The organism is Iningainema tapete BLCC-T55 (assembly GCF_014698965.1).
Lineage (GTDB): Bacteria > Cyanobacteriota > Cyanobacteriia > Cyanobacteriales > Nostocaceae > Iningainema > Iningainema tapete.
Genome location: NZ_JACXAE010000036.1, coordinates 100860 through 121332, shown reverse-complemented (window position 1 = coordinate 121332; position 20473 = coordinate 100860). Strand labels below are relative to the sequence as shown.

Here is a 20473-nt window from a genome sequence, read left to right as displayed (position 1 = left end):
CTTGCCCCCCCTTATTAAGGGGGGGTTGGGGGGATCTTAGTTACAATAAGCCAAATTGCTCGTATTTGGAGAATTTACCAAATCAGTATTAAACATCCAACCAGTACCAGTAAATTGGTTGCCTAAAGTTTGACGTAAATCAACTTCTACCCATATATAATTTTCCCCTCTGTACGTTTTAACCGCATCACCCGTCGTTAAAGTGATGAAAACTCTGTCGCCAGGAAAAACTTTGGTAACAATCTCTGCGTTTGTAATCGGTAAGCGACGAATATTAACTCCATTCTGGGGACGTACTACTTGCCGACAATCTGTACCAATTGTCGGTTTATCCCAAGGATTCCCACCACCGCCATCACCAGGTGTACCGCACTGTTTAAGTACAGCGGTTTGAATAAAGCCACTTGGAGATTGAAGTTCAGCAAATTGGCTTCCGGGTGCTGGGATGTAAGCTAGTGTAACCCGCGCATCTTTGGGGATAATCCGAATAGCGTTAGAAGTTGTCGAGGCAACTTGAAAGATGGGAGTGTCTACTTTGGTTGCTCGGCAGAGCGAGTTTTGCGCGTAGGCTGGTAGACTAAAAGCGAAAGTGGTAATGGCAATAATCGCGATCGCCACCACAGTCAAGACGCGAGTAAATTTTTTACCCTGTATAATATTCATTTTTGTCACTCCTCGTAGTCAGTAATCAAAGTCTGACACGGGGATTGTACAACTTTTAGAATGTTGATTAATAATATAGAAGGAAAATCACACGGTTTAGTTATTATATGAGACTGCATCTGCACTTCTGTTTGGTTAACATGGCAGAGAAAACAGTCAAACGAGATAACTTGAATGCTAGATCCAGCTTTGTGCGATCGCCCTGTAAGTCAGTGGCTGGTTTTGAAGTCAACACTTTCTCAATGGCTGACAACACCGCCGTTAATTATATTACCACTGTTGGCATTAGTCTTCATACCTTGGATGTTTCCACGTCTACGGTGGAGGCGTTGGTGGAGTAGTTTGGGAATTGTGTTATTGGTGATTTACTTTAGTGCAGCTTTTCCATTAACGGTGGCTGTAGCAAAACAAGGATTGGTAGCATTTATCCCCAAGGATTCAGGTAAAACTGTAGATGCAATTGTCGTGTTGGGGCGCGGAGGAGAATTTCGCAATTCCAGAGTTAAAGTTGCGGCAGAACTTTGGCAATCTCACCGCGCACCCCTAATTTTTGCTAGTGGTTCAGGAGATGGTTCAGAAATAGTTGAGCAACTTAAAGCTCAAGGCATTCCTCATCAAGCATTAGAAGAAGAACACTGTTCGCGAACTACCGAAGAAAACGCCTTGTTTACCGCCTCAGTACTACAACCAAGAGGAGTTAAACAAATTCTGTTGGTAACAGATCCTCCTCATATGATGCGATCGCTTCTCACTTTTCGTAGTTTAGGTTTTGAAGCTATTCCTCATACAAGCCCAGTACCAAATAATTTAACTCAGACAAAGAAAGCGATGTTGGTATTTTACGAGTATATGGGCTTATTTAGCTATGGTGTAGGAGGAAAATTTTTCTCCCAAGATATAGCCAGACTAAAAAAGCCACCCATCGCTAAAATCGAACATTCGGCTACATCACCAAAATAGAATTTGGCGTTGCTTACTCTGAGGATAATTCTTGTGGAGCAGGCATACTGCCTACCCTTAATTGTAAGGGACGGGCAAGATGCTCATCCCACAAGAAATGTTTTTTTATCCCGCAATATGCAACAATTCCTCAAACAAGGGGTCACCGAAAGTCATTAGTCGCAGCGACGGCATTTCGTCAAACACGTCTGGGTAAAAAGTAATGCTGCATTTCTGACCTTTGTGTGCAAGCTCCCAAACGCGATCTGCGCTCTGGACTGCAGTGAAGCTATCGCTTCTTTTATCAAACTTCACACCACAAGTTTTTAAAATAGCTGAGGTAGTAAATAATCGCTCGATATCTTCTGGTGTGAAGGGTGTAGGATGAATCAGTTTTTGAATTTCTGCTAAATCTGCGTCCAAATCCATTGAAATTATTTCTTCTATCGCTAGACGCAATGGTGGCGCATCAATTACCGAGTCAAATTCAGACATTAAAACGTCTTCCTCTTCTGGGTCGGCACTCATCGCTGCCTGTTCGATGAAGGTGGGGACAGAGGCTAAAATTGGCTGTAGATTACCAACAACTGTGGCAAAGGCATTAATGCGTAAGCGTAATTTTCGATAAACTTTTGCTTCAACGGTGCCGTCGTAATAAAAATTGTGAATCCGCACGGTAGAATACCTTTGTCCAATCCTGTCGATTCTGCCGATGCGCTGTTCGACTCGCATGGGGTTCCAAGGCATATCGTAATTAATTAACACGCCACAATTTTGCAAGTTTAAACCTTCTGATGCAGATTCGGTACACAGGAGAATTTTAATTTCATCTTGACGAAATCGCCGCTTAATTTCTTCTTTGGGAACTATGCACCACTCTCCATTCTGGTAAAGTTCACCACCACGACCTGAGTAACAAGCAACTTGGCTACCGTACAATAGTTGTAATGTTGAGCGCAGATAGTCCATTGTATCGGTGTACTGGGTGAAGGCGATCGCACTTTCGCGTTCAATCAATTCTTGGCGCAAAATCTTAATAAACTGAGAAAGTTTGGTATCTTCCCCTGTATTGTCAAACTGTCGCAACAAATCTTCAAGATATTGGATCTCTTGCGGATCTACGGGTTCAAAAAAGGATTCCAGCCCAGTGATGACAGCATCATCTGCATCATCCAAATCTGCTAAATCATCGTTACTTAAAACGCTTTCCTGTTGGGTTAATAAGAAATCCAAACGGCGTTGCAAAGATGATTTGATCGCGTAAAATGAACTTGTTAAGCGCTTGCGATACAGCGTCATCAAAAACCCTAAGCAGGAACGTTGGTCTTTTTGCGCTAGTCGGTAAAAATGACGCACGTAGTCGCTGACTGCTTGATAAAGTGGTACTTCCCTGTGCGGTTCCAAAGTAATAGCATTATCCTGCACTACCCGATTGGGAATATCTCGTTCCAGCAGTCCAATGCGAAAGTACTGTTTGAGGGTGTCGCGGGTGTGGCGAAACATCAAGTCTTTTAGAGGAGTGTTCGCTGTTAAGTACTGGCGGGAGGTATCGATAAATGCGCGATCGGCTAGTAACTGCTTGTGGTTGCTGATTTTCTTTCCTCGCTGCCAAATGTCTTGTAACTTGTAGGCGAGAATACGGTCTTTTTGCAAATACTGCTGTAATCTAGAGCAAGGTTGTCCGCCACGTCCAAAGTAATCGCTGCACATAATTTGCCAAAAGTCAAGTGTCTCGCGTTTTACGTTTCCTTGCAGCGAGGCGAAATAATTGCAGAAATTGTCGCCATAACTCCAATGTCCTTGTAATCCCAACAGGTGCAATAAATCAAAAACTTCGATCGCATCGATTTGCATGGGAGTTGCAGACAAGAGAATCAGGGATTTAGTTTTTTCCTTCAACTGTCCCATTAACTCTAACAAGCGGTTGGGTGTTTCCTTCCTATCTTGTGGACTTTTACGGCGTGCGTGATGTGCTTCGTCCAATATCACTAAATCCCAAGGCTCTGCTTCCAGCAATTGGTGCATTCTCTCGGTTCTCCGTACCAAATGGGAAGATGCGAGGATTAAATCACAGGTATTCCAAGGATTTGTTGATTGTTGATTGTTGATTGTTGATTGTTGACGGTATTTTTCACTTAACAGCGAACAGTGAACAGTGAAAGAATTTTGCGTGTAACTCCAAAAAAACAGGTTGAATTTTTCCCGCAGTTCTTCAAGCCATTGAGGTTGGACGCTTGCTGGTGCGAGAATGAGTACGCGCTTGACTTTTTTAGCTAAAAGTAAATAACGCAGAATTAAACCTGTTTCAATAGTCTTTCCTAAACCAACTTCGTCAGCAATAAGAAAACTTTGCGGGAATGTTTCAGCAACGCGACGGAGAATTTTAATTTGATGGGGCCAGGGTTTGATGGCAATTGATTTTAAACAAAAGTCCAAGCAACCGGGATGTTCACTAATATTGGCGAGTTGCAAAAAGGCAAAGCGTTCTTGTTCACTGATGACTGCTGACTGTTGAGTGATGACTGTTGAGTGATGACTGTTGAGTGATGACTGTTGAGTGATGACTGTTGAGTGATGACTGTTGAGTAATGACTGTTGACTGTGAACAGTTAACTGTGAACCGTCAACATTATCAATTGGTTGAGTATCAAATTCTATTTGAGGGTTCCAGGCAGGTTTGTTAATGGGTGCGTAACGTAACAATTTTTTTTGTACTGCTTCGGGAACTTCAAAAACCCGCACGTTAGGTGCTATATCGTACCAAAGTTGCTCAAATCTAGAAATTTCTTCTTCAACTCTATCAAGTTCTCGTCCGCCTTCCCAAGAACAGTAAACGTGAAAAGATTCTACATTTAGTTCCCAACCACCTATAGATTCATTATTGGAACCATTAAAGGCTAATCTGTCGTTATTGCTATCAGTGAAAATTCCTACTTTTTCATGAAAAATATGTTGTGGGTCTAGTTGTTTGTCGCTACTTTCTGGAATACCATTTTCTTTAATAGGAATAGCAATTTTAATATCTAAATAGTTATTTTGAATTAACCAACTCAGAATTTCAAAGTGTTTGAGTTGGGCAAAGTTCTCTGGTGGTTTTAATTCAGCATCAAGACGACTTAACAGTGCATCACGTAGCTCATATCCCTGTTGAATCGCTTGTAAATCTTGTGGGCTAAATTGACAGCCCATAATTAGTCGCATCCGCCCTCCTGAATGCAGCATTGCACCCAAACCACGGGCTACTTTACTAAGAATAGCACTGCTAAAAAAGCCTGCTTTACGGTCATATTGAACGGCACATTCTAATGCTGGAATGTAGAAGTCGGCAATGGTGTTGTGCGTGTTACTAGAATAGCTAATTTTCCAGGGATGTTCGCGTAATATTTTAGGCATATCATATTGTTTTCTGTCTTCTTTATTCATCCACAGGCTAAAGCCTGGGACTACACAAACAAAGCCGTAGCTTAGCAGGCTTTGGGGGCGCATCTTCATAAAGAAATGGTATAACATTACCCTGCGGCACTCCAGAACCTTTGCAACGGTAGGCTTCAAGTGCAGATTTGCTCTGCTCCACCATTTCAACTTCAGTAAGAGGTTGAAAATTTAGCGCTGTGTCTACCTCACCGAACTCAAATGATTCTTCTGTCGTTTGGACAGATGGATTTATCAATAACCGCTCAAAATCTTCTAAGTCTTCGGATGTAGAAGTCAGCCAGGTTAAAAGGAGGGTTTTCACCTGCTCTGAGGGTAATATCTCAAGATGCTCCAATATTTGCTGTCTAACATTACTTGCTGTCATAAGCTTTTAACTTTTGTATATTTTACTATAAATACAACACTTTTCACCACCATATTTAATTTTAACTAAAACGCTGTAATTCCTCAAATGTACTTACAGTAGGCTGGGTTGAGGAACAAAACCCAGCATAGAGTTGGGTTTCTCCACGGTAAGCAATACTACAAATTAGGTAATCTTACAACGCAAAGGGAGTAATTTTCTAAAGGTAATCACGCAGTTTTTTCAAAGTTATAGCCAATTTTCTAATTGTAAATTGGGGATATTTTCAAAGTCTCGGATATTGTTGGTGACAAGAATATCTTGACGAGAACGAGCAACAGCAGCAATAAATGCATCAATTTCACCTGTTGGTTTGCCCATTCGTCTTAGTTCGGCTTGAATTTTACCAAACTCTATAGCAGCATTTTTATCGAAGTCAAAAACAATTATTCTGCTAGTAAATTCGTTTATCCTTTTGATATTCTGTTCAATTTTTTGAGAACAATATGCCCCCTTATAAAGTTCTGCTAGTACAATTGTTGAGATATAGCACTCGCTTGATTTTAGATAAAATTCTGCGAGTGCTTGAGGGTTTCGGTTGTTCAAGGCAATACAAATATTAGTATCTAACAGATACACAAGTCGCTCCTCTGGTTATGAGGAATGTTTATACAGTCTTTCCCGTTCAGCATCTTTCTCTTTCTCCAATTCTTCCATTGTTTTGATAAAATCCTCTCTACCTTCCCAATCTGTCTCAAAAAACTCTTTCAGCTTCAACCGTCTTTCTTCATCACTCATTAGCTGAATCTGCTGAATATCAACGATAATTTCTGTTCCATCTGGTATATTATTAAGTTGCTCTAACAGTTCGATAGTTTGACCGCGTTTGATTCCTCTAATTTTCATATCTAATTTCCTCCTATAAATTGTTAAATAATTGTGAACCATTAGCTACACCTATTATTGTAGCGCTTGTCTAAACTGTTTAACTGCTTGTGTTTGATTGATTTCGCTAACAAAACTGGCTAACAAAACGGGGTCTAAATCGGGTAGTAATACACTGCGATCGCTTTGAATATATTTGACCTCTTCAGTTAAAGAATAAAAATAAAATTGCTGGTTTTCCCAAAACCAAACTTCTTTTACACCTAAACCGCGATAAACATCTAATTTATCAATACCCCCACTGGTTAAAACAATTTCTATTGCAATATCTGGAACTTCACGGAGTTCGCCTAGACAGTAACATTCATCTGGTTCTGCACCTCTTTTAACAGCTTGTTTGCGGAAGGTAGCGCTACCATAACCGTTAAGATTAATATCTTTTTCCTCTGCGTAAGCTTCTAGTAATCGTGCAATTATTTTTTTGAGACGTTCATGTTCAGGGGAGGTAGTCATTATAATCTCTAGTGTTCCTTCTAAATAAGTCATCCTGGGAAATGAATCAACAAACATGTCAGATAGTTGTTCGTATTGTTCCCAGGCAACATCATAAAGAATTATACGTTGGTCTTCAGTTGGTTGGAGTGTTTTAGGATCTAAAAGTAACATGATTTATTTGACTCCTTTGTTAGTATATACTAGATACACATGCCGTTATCCTGTCTATCAATTGAGTCTATACTTCTGCATAGACGTATTATTGTAACGCTTGTCGATCCTATCTAACTGTTGACTGTTTAATGTTAGTTAACGGTTAACGGCATCTCAAATATTTAAAGTGTATTTGGATCAATTCCTTGTTGCTGTAATTTGGCTAAAAGGTTTTGCAATTGTTCTTCTTGTGTTATGTATCGCGTACCATTTTGATCGTACCAATACAACCATTCTCGTGTCCGTCCTTGATAAGTACCCTGTTCGCGTCCAATACCTAAACCTATTTCTGGCATCCAAGTTTTATCACCTGGCTGTAAAATGTATTGACCGTCAATTAAGCGATACACTTCTAATCTTTGGCGTTTACGTCGTAGCCGAGTGGGTGCATAAATGACGTAATATAAAATTCCTAATTCAGGATAATCAGTTTTTTTCTGTTCGTATTCGCCGTTGTAAGTTTGAGAAACAATTTCTAAAGCTAAAATTGGGGGGATATTATCTTCTTCCCAAAGTACGTAACTGGAACGTCCATTTTCGCCAATAAATCTTTCTACACCCAAACTTAAAAATCCGTCGGGAACAATGGCATTTTGACTAGGTTCATAATAAATTCCCATGTTAATACCAAAATACCAATCATCACGGTGAAACCAAATTGCTGACAAAATGGCTAATAGTAAGTTGGGTATTAATATTTGCAGTTCGCTATCCACGGGTGTATCATCAGAATCAGGTAATTCTGCTGATGATGGTAGGCAGTCTAAGGGATTGTAGTTGAACATAACACGATAGGTGCTTAATGTTGACTGTTGACTGTTGACTTTTAACTATTCCCAAAATTTAAATCTAAACTCATTTGCCCTCCTTGATTTAACGGTAACTCAATCTGCTTGTAAGATACCTTGGCTTTAATTTCATCCATTGCCAACCACAAATCTAACAACGCTTTTTCTTCGGGAATGCGTTTCTTTTCATCGCCAATGCGCGGAATTGCTTTCAAAGCGACTTCAAATGTCCGCATAAATAAATCGTTACTGACTAACCCAGTGCTTTTCATAAATCTCCGCACGGGTTCGGTATTGCCTTCTTCCAGGTAAAGGGCGATGATGGCATGAAGTCCGTCTACTAAAAATCGGGTAGAAAATTCGGTGTCGATGACAGAGAAGGCGCGTTTTTTCAAGCGTTGTTCGGGAGTGAGTAATTTACAGTAACCGCTAGCAGAGTCGAGTAATTTGTGTTTTTTTACTAAGTCGGAAACATCAAAGCCGCCTACTGCTAAGGCGAGTTGTCTGGCTTCGTCGAAGGGAAATTCTCGTGCTTCAAATGTGTCCCACGCCAGAATGTACCATTGAGTTAAGGGGTCGATACCGTTGAAGTCTTTTCCTTCTAATAAACTTTGCAGTCGGTATTCGACAATCGCTTGACGCACTTCTTCAAATGCTGCTTTGGGTTCGACTTGATTTCCTGCGCTGTCAAGAATACAACTATGTTTGGTAAATACGCTTAAAGCACAACCGTAAGCAGTTAAACACAAGTCAATACCAGGAGGTTTGATGCGGCGGCGCGGATCTGCTACTCTATCAGCAGCAGGACGGGAATCTTCTGTTAAGGATTTTTCGATGTCTGGTGCTTTTTCAAAGACGATATTTCGCACGTCAATTCGCACGTCATCCCACCAAGCTTGTGCTGCTTCGGGATCGCGTTTGCGGCATACTAATAGTACGGTACTAGAAACTGCGTTTTTCTGTGCTTGGTGCAAGTTTTGCGGGTTTTCGGTACTGACTGCCCAAGATGCGGTAATCTCGAAACCAGCATCGATGAGGGATTTTGCGAGAACATCCCACGCGCCAGAGTCTTTGTGGTTGAATTGTACTGTCATCACCCCGTCGTCACGCAAGACTCGATGGTATTCGGCGAAGGCGAGCGCCATTTTTGCTTCATAATCTTGGTTGGCTAGTTCTTCCGGGGATACTCCCATATTGCGGAAGCGGGAAGGATTGGCAACGGCTTCTCTGTCTTTGTCGGTGAGTTCTAGGTAGAATAATTCGGGGAAGATGTCGCCAAGGGTGCGTTTTAGCCAGACGTAGAAGAAGTCTGAAAGTTCAGCGTATTGAATGGTAGCGTAGTAAGGTGGGTCGGTGATAACTGCGTCTACAGAGTTATCAGGGATGTGAGTTAAATTATCAGCTGATGCTAAGTTTATTTTTATCGATTTTGGACTATCTTGCTCAATTCCAGGGATTCCTGTTGAACCAGATTTAGTGCCAAATAATTCACATAGTTTCGTATAGTCTTTTGTAGTATCTTCTAAACAAGATTGCCAAAGTTCAATAGCACCATTAACTTCAGGATAATTCCACATTAAATTTAAAGCGTGCATTCCTGATGCAGTTCTATAAGATGCACGACTAGAATCAAACATTGATAAACGACAATTCTTATCAATACACCTGTCTAATACTAAACCTAAATTAGTTACTATTGCTTCTACTTTCTCCCATTCATACTTAGCCTGAATCAGTGCTTTGGCTTCATTAAGAATTTCTACGTATGTTATAAGAGTTAAAAGCTGACGTGGATTACACACTTTATCCCATCTATCTATTCCTTGCTGTAATAAAGAACTTCTTTCCGCAAATTGATGACCATAAGGAATTTGGACATTTGGTATAATATCTAAATTATGCCAGTATATTAAATTCTTATTTAAAGAATCTGCGGCTTTTTTTAAAGCATCAAAATCTATGTGTTGTGGAAGTCTAAACTCTAAATTACCTTGACCTTTATGATACGCGACTGCATAAAGTTGATAATTCATTATTCCTGACCTACCTTGTTTATAAATCTGGTCATTTTCAATTACTGACGAACAGTTAGGACATCTACCCACACCTCTGCTAATAGTAATTGTAGTATCTGGGTTATATTCCCCATCAGAAGTTTCAATCGACGTCCCCTTTCCCTTTCTTCCCCTAACCAATTCAAAATCAACTCGCTTATTTTCAAGGTTAGTAATTAGTTTTACCGCACACCATTTATGTAAATTTTGCTTTTCCGGACGCTTATACAACCACCAATTTGGACTTAACGGTACGACAGATTCACAACTTGGACAAACAACCGTATGCGCCCATAAATAATTTTGCACAGTTTCCCCAGGTAAAGAAGGGAAAAACTCAGCTAATCTTTTCTCTGCCTCATCCCCTACCCACTTCACCCATTTATCAATATCTTGCTGTAAATCGGGACCAAACTTCAATGGATATTCCATCGCCGCTTTCATTGTCACCACCGCCACAGGATTTAAATCAGAAGCCAGCACATTTAACCCATACCTCGCCGCTTCAAAAGGGATACTTCCACCACCCGCAAACGCATCTAAAACTGTAGGCGTGCGAGTTCCCCAAACCTTTTCGCAATAATCCTGTACCTTCTTAATTCTTGTCGAACTTGGCGGCGTTTTGTAAAGTTTTACTTCCTTACCCGGTTCCAACCCCAACAAATATTCAAACTCTTCCATTGTCACATCTGCTGGTAACAAAGAAGCCAACACACTGGCGCGACTAAATGATAACGGCTTGCGTGAGTACCAGCGATGCAGCCCTTTGAATGGGTTTCCCCCATGCTCGTAGTGTACCTGCTCGTTCAGCAGTTGCACGGGCATCATTTTTTCGATGAAGACAGCGGGGCGTTTGGAGGTTGGGTTTGTCATAGATTAGATAAAACACTAACCACTGTTTAGCAAATCTTTTACAAAATTACCTGGTTAGCTCCTTTGCCTGCTTGCGCTGACGTTGGAACTGCTTGTACACTGGAACACCATACATTTGCTCTTCAAGTTTTGTCCATTTGACGTTTTTCAACGAGCCATAAGATACAAATCCCAAGAACTCCGCTTTCTTCTCCATTCCAGCGTAGGAAATTGTTGCTTGCATTGCGTGCTTCAACCTTACCAAATCTTCGGCGGTACATTCACCTTCTTTTACCCCCATCTGAACCAACCCATTAATGAAATCCTCATCTGGAAACAACATTTCTGCGGCAAACACCTCAGCACCAACCTCTATTTCTTCGGTTTGATTGTAGTCGGCGCATACGAGGGATCTCAGATCGCGGTCAACTAGATAATGCTTCAACTCATGGCACATCGTAAAAAGAGCAGGTGCTTCAGGAAGCGAACGGTTGACCATAATAGTCGCGCCGCACTCATCATAAAAGAAAGTCCCCCGCAACTTTTTGAACTTTACTGTAGGGGGTGCATCTTTTAGGGGCCACAAATCACATTTGATGTTGTACGCCTTGTATATACGTCTTATATCAGACTTGCGTACTTGCGGAGTCGTCAAACCATGTTCGCCCCTAATCTGGCGTGCAAGTTCCTTCATCTCCTCATAGTATTTATTCCGTGTCATCCTGTTTTTTCCTCTTGCGCCCTGGTTTAGGCTTATCTCCTTGTTTGTGAAGACTTCGGGCTTTACGAAATTCTGCGTATTTACTTAATTCCTCTAGGTCTTCAGGAGACAACTGTTTAGCTGCGCGTAGCAATGCAGTGAGTTGGTCATTAGCTGGAGCTTCCTCTGGTGGGAAAAAAGTCAAAATTGACACTCCAAAGAACCGCGCAAGGCGTTCAAGGTCTTCAATGGTTGGGCGATAAGTGGCAGTTTCCCACCGAGAGATTGTGTTCGCAGCAGTTCCCAGTTCCTTGGCTATTGCTTCCTGGGACAGCCCCTTACCTCCTCCATAACTCGTCCGTAAATCTCGGATTCGCTCTCCGATGTACTCCATCAAACTCATGTGCTTTGTACTTTTTGCAACTTTCCTCATTTACTCGAATATCCTTTTAAAGGATATTACTTCCTTTTAATGTTGACGTTTCCTTGTAGCAAAAGTTATCATCCTAAAGTAGGAAGATAATTCAACGCCAACAGGATGATAAAGCTGTTTAAGTATTTTTACTGCTAACTATCACTCTTAGGCAATCAGTAATCAAAAGTTCAATACATAAGGAGTATTGCCATGCAGATTGAAGTAACAAATAACACGGAACTACTGGCGAAAAAGCCAAAAACCATTACTGTCACCCTTAACGAACGCTTTGTAACCTTCTCGAAACATAAGGTTACAGGCTTAGAAATTAAACAGGCTGCCATCAAGCAGGGCATAGCGATTCAAGAAGATTTCGTACTGTTCGAGGTCAAATGCGATTCATCCCTCAAGCAAATTGGAGATTGCGAAACTATTACCCTGCATGAGGGGCAACGGTTTCGCTCTACTGCACCCGATGACAACTCGTAGGAGATACCAATGACACCAGAAGTTCAACAAGCGATCACAGAAATTCAGCAGGCTTTTCCCGGACATACTGTCGAAGTGGAAGCCGAGGGGCAAGGTGGGGCACACGTTATTGTCCATGATTTACTCATTGGCGAACAATACGTGCCTTTCACTACTTGGGTTGGCTTCACAATTTCCTATCAATATCCTTACGCGGATGTCTACCCGCACTATCTTAACGCCGAGTTGCGCCGGGTTAATGGTTTAGTCCAAGGTGCTGGATTATCCTTGGCTACTTGGAGAAATAGACAGGTAATCCAAGTGTCGCGGCGCTCAAACCGATGGAACGCCGCTATAGACACGGCTGCAACGAAGTTAACTAAGGTTCTTACATGGTTGGGAAGCCTATGAATAAGCCAATCGAGTTCCGAATTGATGCGCCATTATTTAAAAAGCTTGACAACCATCTCTTCCCTGGCGATGGGGACGAACATGGTGCAGTCATTGCAGCAGGTATTGTCGAAACCCCTCGCGGCATCCGCCTGCTGGCGCGGGAAGTTTTCTTGGCACGCGATGGGATTGACTACGTACCAGGCACGCGGGGCTACAGGGCGTTGACAGCAAAGTTTGTAGCTGAGGTATCAGGTTACTGTGCAGAACAGAACCTCTGTTACATCGCCGTACATTGTCATGGCGGTAGGGACGAGGTTTGCTTCTCCAGTGATGATCTGGCATCCCACGAACGAGGGTATCCGGCGCTGCTTGATATTACCCGTGGTGGACCCGTGGGGGCGTTGGTATTTGCCAAAAACGCCGTAGCAGGAGATATTTGGACTCCTTCCGGTCGGTTTCAACTTGACTACATGACTATCATTGGTTCGCAGATCCGCCGAGTTTATCCCTCTCCTCAACCGCGTTGGCGTAGCCCGCCGCAGGCATCGCGTGTCGCCAACCCGATGTATGACCGCCATGCGCGAATGTTTGGCGATGTTGGGCAAGAAATTTTCTCCAATTTAAAGGTGGGAATTATCGGACTTGGCGGGGGAGGTTCGCTGATTAATGAATGGTTGTCTCGTTTGGGAGTCGGACATATCGTCGCCATCGACTTTGACCGAGTTGAATTAACCAATCTCCCCCGTATTGTTGGCACAAAGCCTTGGGATGCAATGACGACTTTAACCAAGTCACCCATTCCCTGGTTGCAAAAACTGGGTAAGTGGTTGTCTGCTGATAAAGTCCATGTCGCCCGCCGGGTTGCCAAGCAAGCGAATCCCTCCATCCGCTACGACGCTGTTGTGGGGAACATCGTTGATGAAGCGATCGCAAAATTGCTGGTAGACACCGATTTCTTGTTTTTGGCTGCGGACTCCATGCAAAGCCGTCTGGTTTTTAACGCGCTGGTGCATCAGTACCTGATTCCTGGGATTCAAATTGGTGCTAAAGTTCCTGTCGATAAGCTTTCAAAGCAAGTCGGCGATATTTTTACTGCCACTCGCCCCGTACTTCCTTATGCTTATGGTGGTTGCTTGCACTGCCACGAATTAATTCCGCCCGGACGTTTACAGCAAGAAACGTTAAGTGAAGAGGAACGACGAAATCAGCGGTATGTTGAGGATGAAGATATTGCTCAACCCAGCGTTATTACACTTAACGTTAAGTCCGCCGAACAAGCTGTGAACGATTTCATGATGATGTTTACTCTGCTGTATGAACCAGAAGTCCAACTGCGCCATCAGTTAAGATTTGCACGAGAACGCAACGTTATTAATGTGGAACCGCGTGCAAACAAAGATTGCTTGGACTGTAGCGACAGTTCTCGCAGTCGTCGGGCTAGAGGCGATCGCTACCGTCTTCCTTGCCGATTGCCAAAATCGTTGTAACTGCATCAACGCGAATATCTTATCTAGCCTCAGAAAATAACATCTGTAGGCTATTTGTTGCTTTCACCTTGCCTAATTGCACTTGTTAAAATCCCTAAAATATTCTTGACATTATTGATATAATATTTGCTTAAATCAATCGAAATAACTGTTTACGGTTGACGGTAGTGTACTTTAAGTTTCACAGTAACACAGCATTATCTTGTTCTTAGAAAAGAGCAGTTTCTGCAATTGGTTAACTGTTAACCCCTAACCGTTAACCGCCTTTAGTCAACAATCAATAGTCAACAAATGGGTCAGGTTTACCGATGCCTAACTCAATTAATTTGACTTTCACATCAAGAGGATACTTGCCACAGTAGTAATATTTTTTGTCCATAATGTTAGCTAAATAATATCCCTCTTTGCCACCATTGATTTTGAAAAACTCTCTTGCTACTTTTGTCATGGAAGTTCCGAAACCGATAAAGGTATCCTGTATTGAAAATCGCGGTAAATTGAAAGGATTGTAAAACGTCTCTCCATGTATAAAAGCCCACTGAGTTCCTTGACGTAAAGCCACCTGGTAGTAAACAGGCATCACAACAGAAGTGTTAGAATCTGCTAGCATAAAATTATATTGTCTTACTAAAATTAAGAAACAGCCCCTAGCTGCAACTAGAAACTGTACTCTATAGTTAACCGTAACTAAACAGCATCATCATTGGAATTAACCGCGTCTGATGGTGTTTGCAGCCAACCTTCATCCAACGCTTGATTAATTTCCTGTAGCTTAGTTCGATTTTGCAAATTAGCATCAGCAGCAGACAACAATTGACGCTGGCATAATATAGCAATTTACTATATTATGTGTTTATGCACGTCATTTCCAAAAAAGCTCTTAAAGACTTTTGGTAGAGTCACTCTACGGCTAAGTCGCCTTTAGAAGCATGGTATCGGCTTGTCAGCACGTCCAGCTTTAGCACCTTCACTGAGGTCAAGAATCGTTCAATTCAGCCGACTATGTGCCACCTTACACCATATTCGATATAGCCGGAAACAATTTTCGCATCATAGCAGTAATTCACTACAATCGGCAAAAGCTCTATATCCGTGAAGTACTCACCCACGCCGAATATGACCGCTGGAATATAGCTTACAGGAGTAAAAAATTATGAGTGAGTTCATCAATGTTGCTACTATTGCGCCAGCCTGGAAAGCTTTCCAAAGCGCACTGCCGATAAAAATCGGTATTATTCGCAACGATGCGCAGTATGAGCAGGTAGTCAACTTTATGAATAATCTGCTTGATGTTGTGGGCGACGACGAAGATCATGAACTCATCGAGTTTCTTGACCTTATAAGTCAACTGGTAGAAGATTACGAGAATAGCCACCATGCGATCCAAGATGCAGCACCACATGACGCGCTGCGTTTCTTGATGGAACAAAATGGCTTAAAGCAAGCCGATTTGGCTGAAGAAATTGGTGGTCAATCTGTTGTCAGTGACATTCTCAATGGAAAGCGCAAGATCAATGCGCGGCAAGCCAAGCTACTTGCAGCGCGATTTGGCGTATCTCCTGCCGCTTTCTTGTAGCGCAAAGCAGCGATCGCCCATGACGACAGTTGGGTTGGGCATCAGATGTTGATAATAATACGGTTTCTTTTAAATATTATGGATTGAGATACCTAGAAATGCCATTTTCGTAGGGCAGCGGGGAGCGATCGCCTTCATCAATCATTTTCGTGTCAACAATATCAGCAGCTGAAACATTTGTGGTTTAAGCTTATGGTATGATAAAAAGTAATACTATTAATGTTATCTTAATCATATACAATTTCGACTCTTTAAAATCCTTATAGCTAAAACTAAAATCAATCATGTCCAACTCAGTGCAAAAGCGACGAGTTTCGATTACCGTTGACTCACACTTACTAGATGAAATTGACAAACTGACAGACAACCGCTCTGCTGCTTTTGAAGAAGCACTGCGTCTTTGGTACGCTAAACAAATTGAAGACAAATTGCGGAGATTTTATCAATCTCGAACTCAAGCTGATATTAAATTTGAGGAAGAATGGACAATCGACACCCAAGATGCAGTGATCGCCAGTTGGGATGAATAGAAATGAACAATACAGGTAATTTCCCACGTCAGCGAGAGATTTATCTGTGTAGAGCTTTGCGGCAGTCGGGCGACACTAAAAAACGTCCTGTTGTCGTTGTTTCCTTGGATATTCGTAACGAATACAGTTCAACCGTTTTAGTTGTTCCATTTTCCTCCAATACTCAAAGCGCCGTTGATAATCCTAGTCGTGTTTTGATTCAGGCTGGTGAGGGTGGACTAGAACTAACTTCTGTTGCTATGTGTGAGGTTATTACCAATGTTGAAAAACGCTATCTAGAAAGAGGTCCTTATGGTCAAATTAGCTCTGAATCTCTAGAGCAAATTCAACGGGCAATTCAGGCAGCAATTGGTGTGTTTTAGATCTTCAAAACGATTGCTATCCCAACATCAAACCCTTAACCGTGCGGGAGTACCTTCAACAAACCCAGACTTGATGTAGTCAACTACTCCCCCAATAATATCCGAATCGCCTTCAAAGCCTGACTGCGCTTACCATTACTAATCTTGGCAAACCAATAATGCGATTCCTCATTACTCATTGCCGTAATTCCTTTAGTAATATTAATAATGCGTTCAGGCTTAGAAAGTGGTTGCAAAGTTTGAAATAATAACGCCAAATTAGTCCCAGATTCCTCATTTAAAATATAAGGACTTTGGCGATTATGAGTTAAAGTTTTAGGATCATAATTATTTGCCTTCAAACAATCATAAATTGCCTGTCTCGCCTGCACTAACGCATTGCCCTTTAAGCGCCCAATGCGTTTGGCAGATGGACGCTTTTTTTCTCCAGCTTTTTTATAGGCACACTGGTATAATTCCAGGGCAAAGTTATTGTTGTCTGTACCCACTACACGCAGTTGAAATTCTTGCATCTTCAGTAAGTCACTTTCACCATCAAGTTCAATCTCTCAACCGGGTTACGATTAAGGGCATTTTTGATAGTAGCGATTTCTGTGCCATTTGGTTGCACTGGTGAGGAAAATTTAAATTCTAGCTTCAGTGACACATCTGCTGTAACATCTGTAGTATTAAGCAAAGCGTTAACAGCTCCCTGGAAACTTTGAAATCCTTTAACAGGACCAAGGTATTCTAACCTGACGAATTGCTCCTTAGTGCTAATTGTCGCCGTTTGGTCGATTTGTAGGGAAAATTTCATCAACAATGGTAACGCCGTCATTAACCTGCGATAGTCTGTTGCTTGGGAAACCGAGATTTCTAGAGATTGTACTCCTTGAACTTTGTTGTCGTGAACGCGATCGCTCAACTCATTAAACACCCCATTAACTGTTCCCTCCAAGTCAAATTCTTCCGGTTTGGCTTTAAATAGAGAAAGATTATTCCACGAATCGTCTTTATTTTCGCTACCGCCTGGTGTGCGGGGTGTACCAGTACCGTAGGTTAACGGTTTTGCTTGAGTTTCCTTCTCCACAACTTCGCCATTGCCGTAGTCAGCTACAATTTTGAAGGTAGTAATGGAAGCGATCTCCGTTTCATACTCATCACTAGGGCGAAACTCCCCTGCTACTAAATTCCCCTCCTGATAAAGCTGAATCGTCAACGCCCCTGCTGCTTTCCACCTTACCCGCACGGGTTTAAGCGCATCTGTACTCGACATAACTTGGGCATTAAGTTCAATTTCTCGTGGTTTCGGCGGTTGCAAAATACCCCGGCGGTAAAGCACCATTCTGTCAGAAAATTCTATAGTGTCAGGTAAAGTAAACTTGCCATCATCAGTTTTAATAAATACCTTCTCCGACACTTTCATATCCCATTGTCCTGTCTGCAAACCTTGACGAATACTATCTCGCAACTTAGAAACATCTGCATCAAGGAGTATATTTAAACTCAAGTCTTTCGCAAAAGCTTCTCGCAGCGCTTTAGTTGTCCAATGGTCTAACCCAGATAACCAAACTTTCTGTAGAATATAAGCAGGCGCATAGGGGGGCGCATCTTCAGAACGAATTTTCTGACAATCTTTTAGTGCCTTTAATATCACTTCCTGTTGATTATTTTTCCCCTTCACCTCGCTTGAATCTTGTGCTGGTAGAGTATAGTGCATCAAGCCTTTCGGCGCTTTTACCGAGTCAGAAGCCGGGTAGAATAAGTGACGGTAGGCATTAGTTAAAGAAATTCTTACATTTAAATCCAAATCACCTTTTTTCTGCTTAAGTTGCTGTTGCTGATTTTCTGATAAATCTTGCAGGCGATTGGGTGAATTAAGGATATTTAAAATCGCCCGATATTCCCTAGCATTCTCAATCGCTCGTTCCAACTCATGCTTGTTAGCAACTAAAAATAATAAGCGATTGCGATAAGTACGAAACTTTCCCGACTCTCCCGTATTGTTAAAAATTCGCTCAACAATATCGGGAGAACCTTCAGTAGTTGCAGAAATTGTTGCTTCTTGAAAATCAATCAGACACAGGGCAATGCTATCTGCTGTATCATCCACATCCGCAGCCGAATCTGGGGCAGAAATGGTTTTAAAGTACTTCTCGGCAAAAATAGTATCGCGGCGATTTCGCAAATCTTCTTTTGCCTCAGTCACACCAATTTGTGCTTTCTCTTCGGCAATAATCTTATTAATTGAAGGTTCTTCTTTGAAACGGGCAATTGAAGTTATTGCATCATTTTCTAAATACCAAGCAACAGTAGATAACCTTTCTAAGGCTGTATCAACAAAACCAATTTCCAAACCTGGTGTCAGCAGCGATAAATTTAATTCTGCACGACGAATTCCTGCTACTATACCTTGGTTGATAGAATGCAAAAATATAGTCCTCGCTACCCAAGTGGAAAAGGGAGGTTTACCCGCTGCCGTCCATTCTCCATCTTGCAATTGTGCGTGCGCTTCTCTCCCATCTGGATTATAAATGTCAGCGACGATTGGTATGCGCATCAAAGGGCGTTCTAAGCGTGAAGTCAAATCGCTAGTAACTTCTTCCTCAATACCGATGGGGATGTGGTGCGGGTGAATTAGCGGTATCCATGTTAACTGTTGACTGTTAATTGTTGACGGTGTATTCCACAGATATCGGATAACTCTGGCAAACAACCGCAAAGCGCCTCTAGTACGTTGGAAGTTGGGAATTGAGGCAATTTTTTTCGTCAGCAGGTTAAACAGTTCGGGGTGGAAGGGATAACTCGCTTCGATACTTTCAGCGTAACGTGAATCTTTACACCCATCCGGTAAGGTAATTCGACTAGCTTTATAAGTCTGTAAATATTCTTTGGCAGCGTTTTGGGCTGCATTTGCATCAATACTACTAAATAACCGCTGTTTGACAATGTTGTAAATTTCAATATCAGTACTGGGTTTGAGTACGCGCTCTTGCCGCGCTGATGCTAAAATTGCTTCGCGGATTTCGGTGGTTTCTTCACCAAAACTGTCGCTAGAAGATGCAAGCGTATAAACAAATACCAAGTTATGGCTTGCAGCAGCTAAGTCCATTAACGAAAACAAAAAAGCAACAACTTGTTCGGCTAAATTGCTATTCCCAACTAAGGTAGCTTTGGCTGCACGCAGGTGTCTGGCAATTTCATCAAGAATAATTACAGTGGGTTCTCCTTGAATTATCCTTTCTAAGACGACAGTACCAGGACTGACTCGCTGTTCGTCGGAACCCTTAAGCAAACTATAACCAGCAATGCCACCGATTTGATAAGCAATTTCACCCCATAATGTGTAAGTGGTAATACCCGTGTCTCGATGATAAACCCCGTTTACCGGATCGAGATCTTGACAGGCGATCGCCGCTACTTGAATTGGGCGATCTGGAATTAAATTCAGATCGGCAAAACGTTCTAATCCTGATATAACTCGTCCTTTTTTAGCAATATGCCATAAAGCAATTTCGTCGTGAGTTTTACCACCGCCAAAACTGGTTTCCAGGCGGATAATGGGGGAACCCACCGCTGCACCCACCAAACGCCCAAATACTTCTGCAATCAAGGTTTTTAAGCCATCAGTGGCAAACGTATTGAGAAAAAAGGTTGTGGAGTCCTGGTAGACATGGGGCGCTTTCCCCTCCACAACCAGTCGTAACTTAGCTGCAAATAAATCTAGGGAAAGTTCTCCTGCTAAGATTTCTTCTCTAGGAACGCAGGTTTTAAATACAGAAGGTAGCATAGTAATTTCAATGTTGACTGTTAACAGTTAACGGTTGACTGTCAACAGTGAACCGTCAATAGCTTTCAACCTATTGTCTCCTAAAAAAATGGGCAAACCTGGAGTA

At 42.0% G+C, this 20473-nt stretch carries 21 protein-coding genes and 1 pseudogene; 8 read left to right on the top strand and 14 right to left on the bottom strand.

Going from position 1 to position 20473, the window contains the following annotated elements; all coding sequences use genetic code 11:
• Window positions 1-36 precede the first annotated feature (36 nt).
• A complete protein-coding gene (locus ICL16_RS09275; RefSeq protein ID WP_190826602.1) occupies window positions 37-663 on the bottom strand; it encodes a hypothetical protein in 627 nt (208 codons plus the stop codon).
• A 174-nt stretch (window positions 664-837) separates the two neighbouring features.
• Between ICL16_RS09275 and ICL16_RS09270 the strand changes: the two genes are divergently transcribed.
• Window positions 838-1623, top strand: a complete 786-nt coding sequence (locus ICL16_RS09270; protein WP_190826600.1) for a YdcF family protein — start codon at window positions 838-840, stop codon at window positions 1621-1623.
• Window positions 1624-1728: 105 nt separating this feature from the next.
• On the opposite strand, the gene ICL16_RS09265 is transcribed toward ICL16_RS09270, so the two are convergent.
• From ICL16_RS09265 to ICL16_RS09225, 9 genes are all read right to left on the bottom strand, one after another.
• The gene (locus ICL16_RS09265; RefSeq protein WP_190826598.1) at window positions 1729-4995 is read right to left on the bottom strand and encodes a helicase-related protein; all 3267 of its coding nucleotides are present in this window, start codon (window positions 4993-4995) and stop codon (window positions 1729-1731) included.
• Window positions 4996-5032: 37 nt separating this feature from the next.
• Window positions 5033-5401 carry a hypothetical protein gene (locus ICL16_RS09260; RefSeq protein WP_238360682.1) on the bottom strand — a complete coding sequence of 123 codons (369 nt, stop codon included), beginning with the start codon at window positions 5399-5401 and terminating at the stop codon, window positions 5033-5035.
• 228 nt (window positions 5402-5629) lie between these two features.
• The gene (locus ICL16_RS09255) at window positions 5630-6019 is read right to left on the bottom strand and encodes a PIN domain-containing protein (RefSeq protein ID WP_190826595.1); all 390 of its coding nucleotides are present in this window, start codon (window positions 6017-6019) and stop codon (window positions 5630-5632) included.
• Window positions 6020-6034: 15 nt separating this feature from the next.
• Window positions 6035-6286 carry a hypothetical protein gene (locus tag ICL16_RS09250; protein ID WP_190826593.1) on the bottom strand — a complete coding sequence of 84 codons (252 nt, stop codon included), beginning with the start codon at window positions 6284-6286 and terminating at the stop codon, window positions 6035-6037.
• 54 nt (window positions 6287-6340) lie between these two features.
• Window positions 6341-6931: a Uma2 family endonuclease gene (locus ICL16_RS09245; protein WP_190826591.1), complete on the bottom strand. Its 591-nt coding sequence runs from the start codon at window positions 6929-6931 to the stop codon at window positions 6341-6343.
• A 164-nt stretch (window positions 6932-7095) separates the two neighbouring features.
• Window positions 7096-7758, bottom strand: coding sequence for a Uma2 family endonuclease (locus tag ICL16_RS09240; RefSeq protein ID WP_190826589.1), 663 nt, complete (start codon window positions 7756-7758; stop codon window positions 7096-7098).
• A 41-nt stretch (window positions 7759-7799) separates the two neighbouring features.
• On the bottom strand, window positions 7800-10688 hold the full coding sequence (locus ICL16_RS09235; RefSeq protein ID WP_190826587.1) for a DUF1156 domain-containing protein: 2889 nt from the start codon (window positions 10686-10688) through the stop codon (window positions 7800-7802).
• Between the two features lie 46 nt (window positions 10689-10734).
• Window positions 10735-11388 carry an ImmA/IrrE family metallo-endopeptidase gene (locus ICL16_RS09230; RefSeq protein WP_190826585.1) on the bottom strand — a complete coding sequence of 218 codons (654 nt, stop codon included), beginning with the start codon at window positions 11386-11388 and terminating at the stop codon, window positions 10735-10737.
• Complete coding sequence (locus tag ICL16_RS09225) at window positions 11375-11800, bottom strand: helix-turn-helix domain-containing protein (protein WP_190826583.1); 426 nt, start codon at window positions 11798-11800, stop codon at window positions 11375-11377. The genes ICL16_RS09230 and ICL16_RS09225 overlap by 14 nt, the downstream gene beginning before the upstream one ends.
• Before the next feature lie 192 nt (window positions 11801-11992).
• Between ICL16_RS09225 and ICL16_RS09220 the strand changes: the two genes are divergently transcribed.
• The 3 genes from ICL16_RS09220 to ICL16_RS09210 are packed head-to-tail and all read left to right on the top strand — an operon-like array spanning window position 11993 to window position 14130.
• Complete coding sequence (locus tag ICL16_RS09220) at window positions 11993-12271, top strand: multiubiquitin domain-containing protein (RefSeq protein ID WP_190826581.1); 279 nt, start codon at window positions 11993-11995, stop codon at window positions 12269-12271.
• 9 nt (window positions 12272-12280) lie between these two features.
• On the top strand, window positions 12281-12661 hold the full coding sequence (locus tag ICL16_RS09215) for a hypothetical protein (protein ID WP_190826579.1): 381 nt from the start codon (window positions 12281-12283) through the stop codon (window positions 12659-12661).
• The gene (locus ICL16_RS09210) at window positions 12658-14130 is read left to right on the top strand and encodes a ThiF family adenylyltransferase (RefSeq protein WP_190826577.1); all 1473 of its coding nucleotides are present in this window, start codon (window positions 12658-12660) and stop codon (window positions 14128-14130) included. The genes ICL16_RS09215 and ICL16_RS09210 overlap by 4 nt, the downstream gene beginning before the upstream one ends.
• Window positions 14131-14407: 277 nt before the next feature.
• On the opposite strand, the gene ICL16_RS09205 is transcribed toward ICL16_RS09210, so the two are convergent.
• Window positions 14408-14740: a hypothetical protein gene (locus ICL16_RS09205; RefSeq protein ID WP_190826575.1), complete on the bottom strand. Its 333-nt coding sequence runs from the start codon at window positions 14738-14740 to the stop codon at window positions 14408-14410.
• A gap of 77 nt (window positions 14741-14817) precedes the next feature.
• Window positions 14818-14940 carry a hypothetical protein gene (locus ICL16_RS46705; RefSeq protein ID WP_273038619.1) on the bottom strand — a complete coding sequence of 41 codons (123 nt, stop codon included), beginning with the start codon at window positions 14938-14940 and terminating at the stop codon, window positions 14818-14820.
• Window positions 14941-15122: 182 nt separating this feature from the next.
• Here ICL16_RS46705 and ICL16_RS45480 point away from each other — a divergent pair.
• From ICL16_RS45480 to ICL16_RS09180, 4 genes and pseudogenes are all read left to right on the top strand, one after another.
• Window positions 15123-15287, top strand: a pseudogene (locus ICL16_RS45480) (type II toxin-antitoxin system HigB family toxin); the annotation flags it as partial.
• A complete protein-coding gene (locus tag ICL16_RS09190) occupies window positions 15284-15706 on the top strand; it encodes a helix-turn-helix domain-containing protein (RefSeq protein WP_190826573.1) in 423 nt (140 codons plus the stop codon). The pseudogene ICL16_RS45480 and the gene ICL16_RS09190, both read left to right, overlap by 4 nt.
• Before the next feature lie 284 nt (window positions 15707-15990).
• Window positions 15991-16236 (top strand): ribbon-helix-helix domain-containing protein, encoded by a 246-nt coding sequence (locus tag ICL16_RS09185; protein ID WP_190826572.1) that lies wholly within the window; start codon window positions 15991-15993, stop codon window positions 16234-16236.
• A gap of 2 nt (window positions 16237-16238) precedes the next feature.
• A complete protein-coding gene (locus tag ICL16_RS09180; protein ID WP_190826570.1) occupies window positions 16239-16598 on the top strand; it encodes a type II toxin-antitoxin system PemK/MazF family toxin in 360 nt (119 codons plus the stop codon).
• 83 nt (window positions 16599-16681) lie between these two features.
• Here the strand turns inward: ICL16_RS09180 and ICL16_RS09175 are convergent, their stop codons facing one another.
• Window positions 16682-17110, bottom strand: a complete 429-nt coding sequence (locus ICL16_RS09175; protein ID WP_190826568.1) for a DUF7680 family protein — start codon at window positions 17108-17110, stop codon at window positions 16682-16684.
• 2 nt (window positions 17111-17112) lie between these two features.
• Window positions 17113-20367 (bottom strand): ATP-binding protein, encoded by a 3255-nt coding sequence (locus ICL16_RS09170; RefSeq protein WP_190826566.1) that lies wholly within the window; start codon window positions 20365-20367, stop codon window positions 17113-17115.
• Window positions 20368-20473: the final 106 nt, after the last annotated feature.

What these genes read in the sequence shown, in the direction of transcription:
- ICL16_RS09190 (WP_190826573.1), top strand. Translation starts at nt 15,284, where the DNA reads ATGAGTGAGTTCATCAATGTTGCTACTATTGCGCCAGCCTGGAAAGCT.
- ICL16_RS09270 (WP_190826600.1), top strand. Translation starts at nt 838, where the DNA reads ATGCTAGATCCAGCTTTGTGCGATCGCCCTGTAAGTCAGTGGCTGGTT.
- ICL16_RS09170 (WP_190826566.1), bottom strand. Translation starts at nt 20,367, where the DNA reads ATGCTACCTTCTGTATTTAAAACCTGCGTTCCTAGAGAAGAAATCTTA.
- ICL16_RS09175 (WP_190826568.1), bottom strand. Translation starts at nt 17,110, where the DNA reads ATGCAAGAATTTCAACTGCGTGTAGTGGGTACAGACAACAATAACTTT.
- ICL16_RS09240 (WP_190826589.1), bottom strand. Translation starts at nt 7,758, where the DNA reads ATGTTCAACTACAATCCCTTAGACTGCCTACCATCATCAGCAGAATTA.
- ICL16_RS09220 (WP_190826581.1), top strand. Translation starts at nt 11,993, where the DNA reads ATGCAGATTGAAGTAACAAATAACACGGAACTACTGGCGAAAAAGCCA.
- ICL16_RS09265 (WP_190826598.1), bottom strand. Translation starts at nt 4,995, where the DNA reads ATGCCTAAAATATTACGCGAACATCCCTGGAAAATTAGCTATTCTAGT.
- ICL16_RS09250 (WP_190826593.1), bottom strand. Translation starts at nt 6,286, where the DNA reads ATGAAAATTAGAGGAATCAAACGCGGTCAAACTATCGAACTGTTAGAG.
- ICL16_RS09245 (WP_190826591.1), bottom strand. Translation starts at nt 6,931, where the DNA reads ATGTTACTTTTAGATCCTAAAACACTCCAACCAACTGAAGACCAACGT.
- ICL16_RS09235 (WP_190826587.1), bottom strand. Translation starts at nt 10,688, where the DNA reads ATGACAAACCCAACCTCCAAACGCCCCGCTGTCTTCATCGAAAAAATG.
- ICL16_RS09215 (WP_190826579.1), top strand. Translation starts at nt 12,281, where the DNA reads ATGACACCAGAAGTTCAACAAGCGATCACAGAAATTCAGCAGGCTTTT.
- ICL16_RS09230 (WP_190826585.1), bottom strand. Translation starts at nt 11,388, where the DNA reads ATGACACGGAATAAATACTATGAGGAGATGAAGGAACTTGCACGCCAG.
- ICL16_RS09180 (WP_190826570.1), top strand. Translation starts at nt 16,239, where the DNA reads ATGAACAATACAGGTAATTTCCCACGTCAGCGAGAGATTTATCTGTGT.
- ICL16_RS09260 (WP_238360682.1), bottom strand. Translation starts at nt 5,401, where the DNA reads ATGACAGCAAGTAATGTTAGACAGCAAATATTGGAGCATCTTGAGATA.
- ICL16_RS09205 (WP_190826575.1), bottom strand. Translation starts at nt 14,740, where the DNA reads ATGCTAGCAGATTCTAACACTTCTGTTGTGATGCCTGTTTACTACCAG.
- ICL16_RS09185 (WP_190826572.1), top strand. Translation starts at nt 15,991, where the DNA reads ATGTCCAACTCAGTGCAAAAGCGACGAGTTTCGATTACCGTTGACTCA.
- ICL16_RS09225 (WP_190826583.1), bottom strand. Translation starts at nt 11,800, where the DNA reads ATGAGGAAAGTTGCAAAAAGTACAAAGCACATGAGTTTGATGGAGTAC.
- ICL16_RS09275 (WP_190826602.1), bottom strand. Translation starts at nt 663, where the DNA reads ATGAATATTATACAGGGTAAAAAATTTACTCGCGTCTTGACTGTGGTG.
- ICL16_RS09210 (WP_190826577.1), top strand. Translation starts at nt 12,658, where the DNA reads ATGAATAAGCCAATCGAGTTCCGAATTGATGCGCCATTATTTAAAAAG.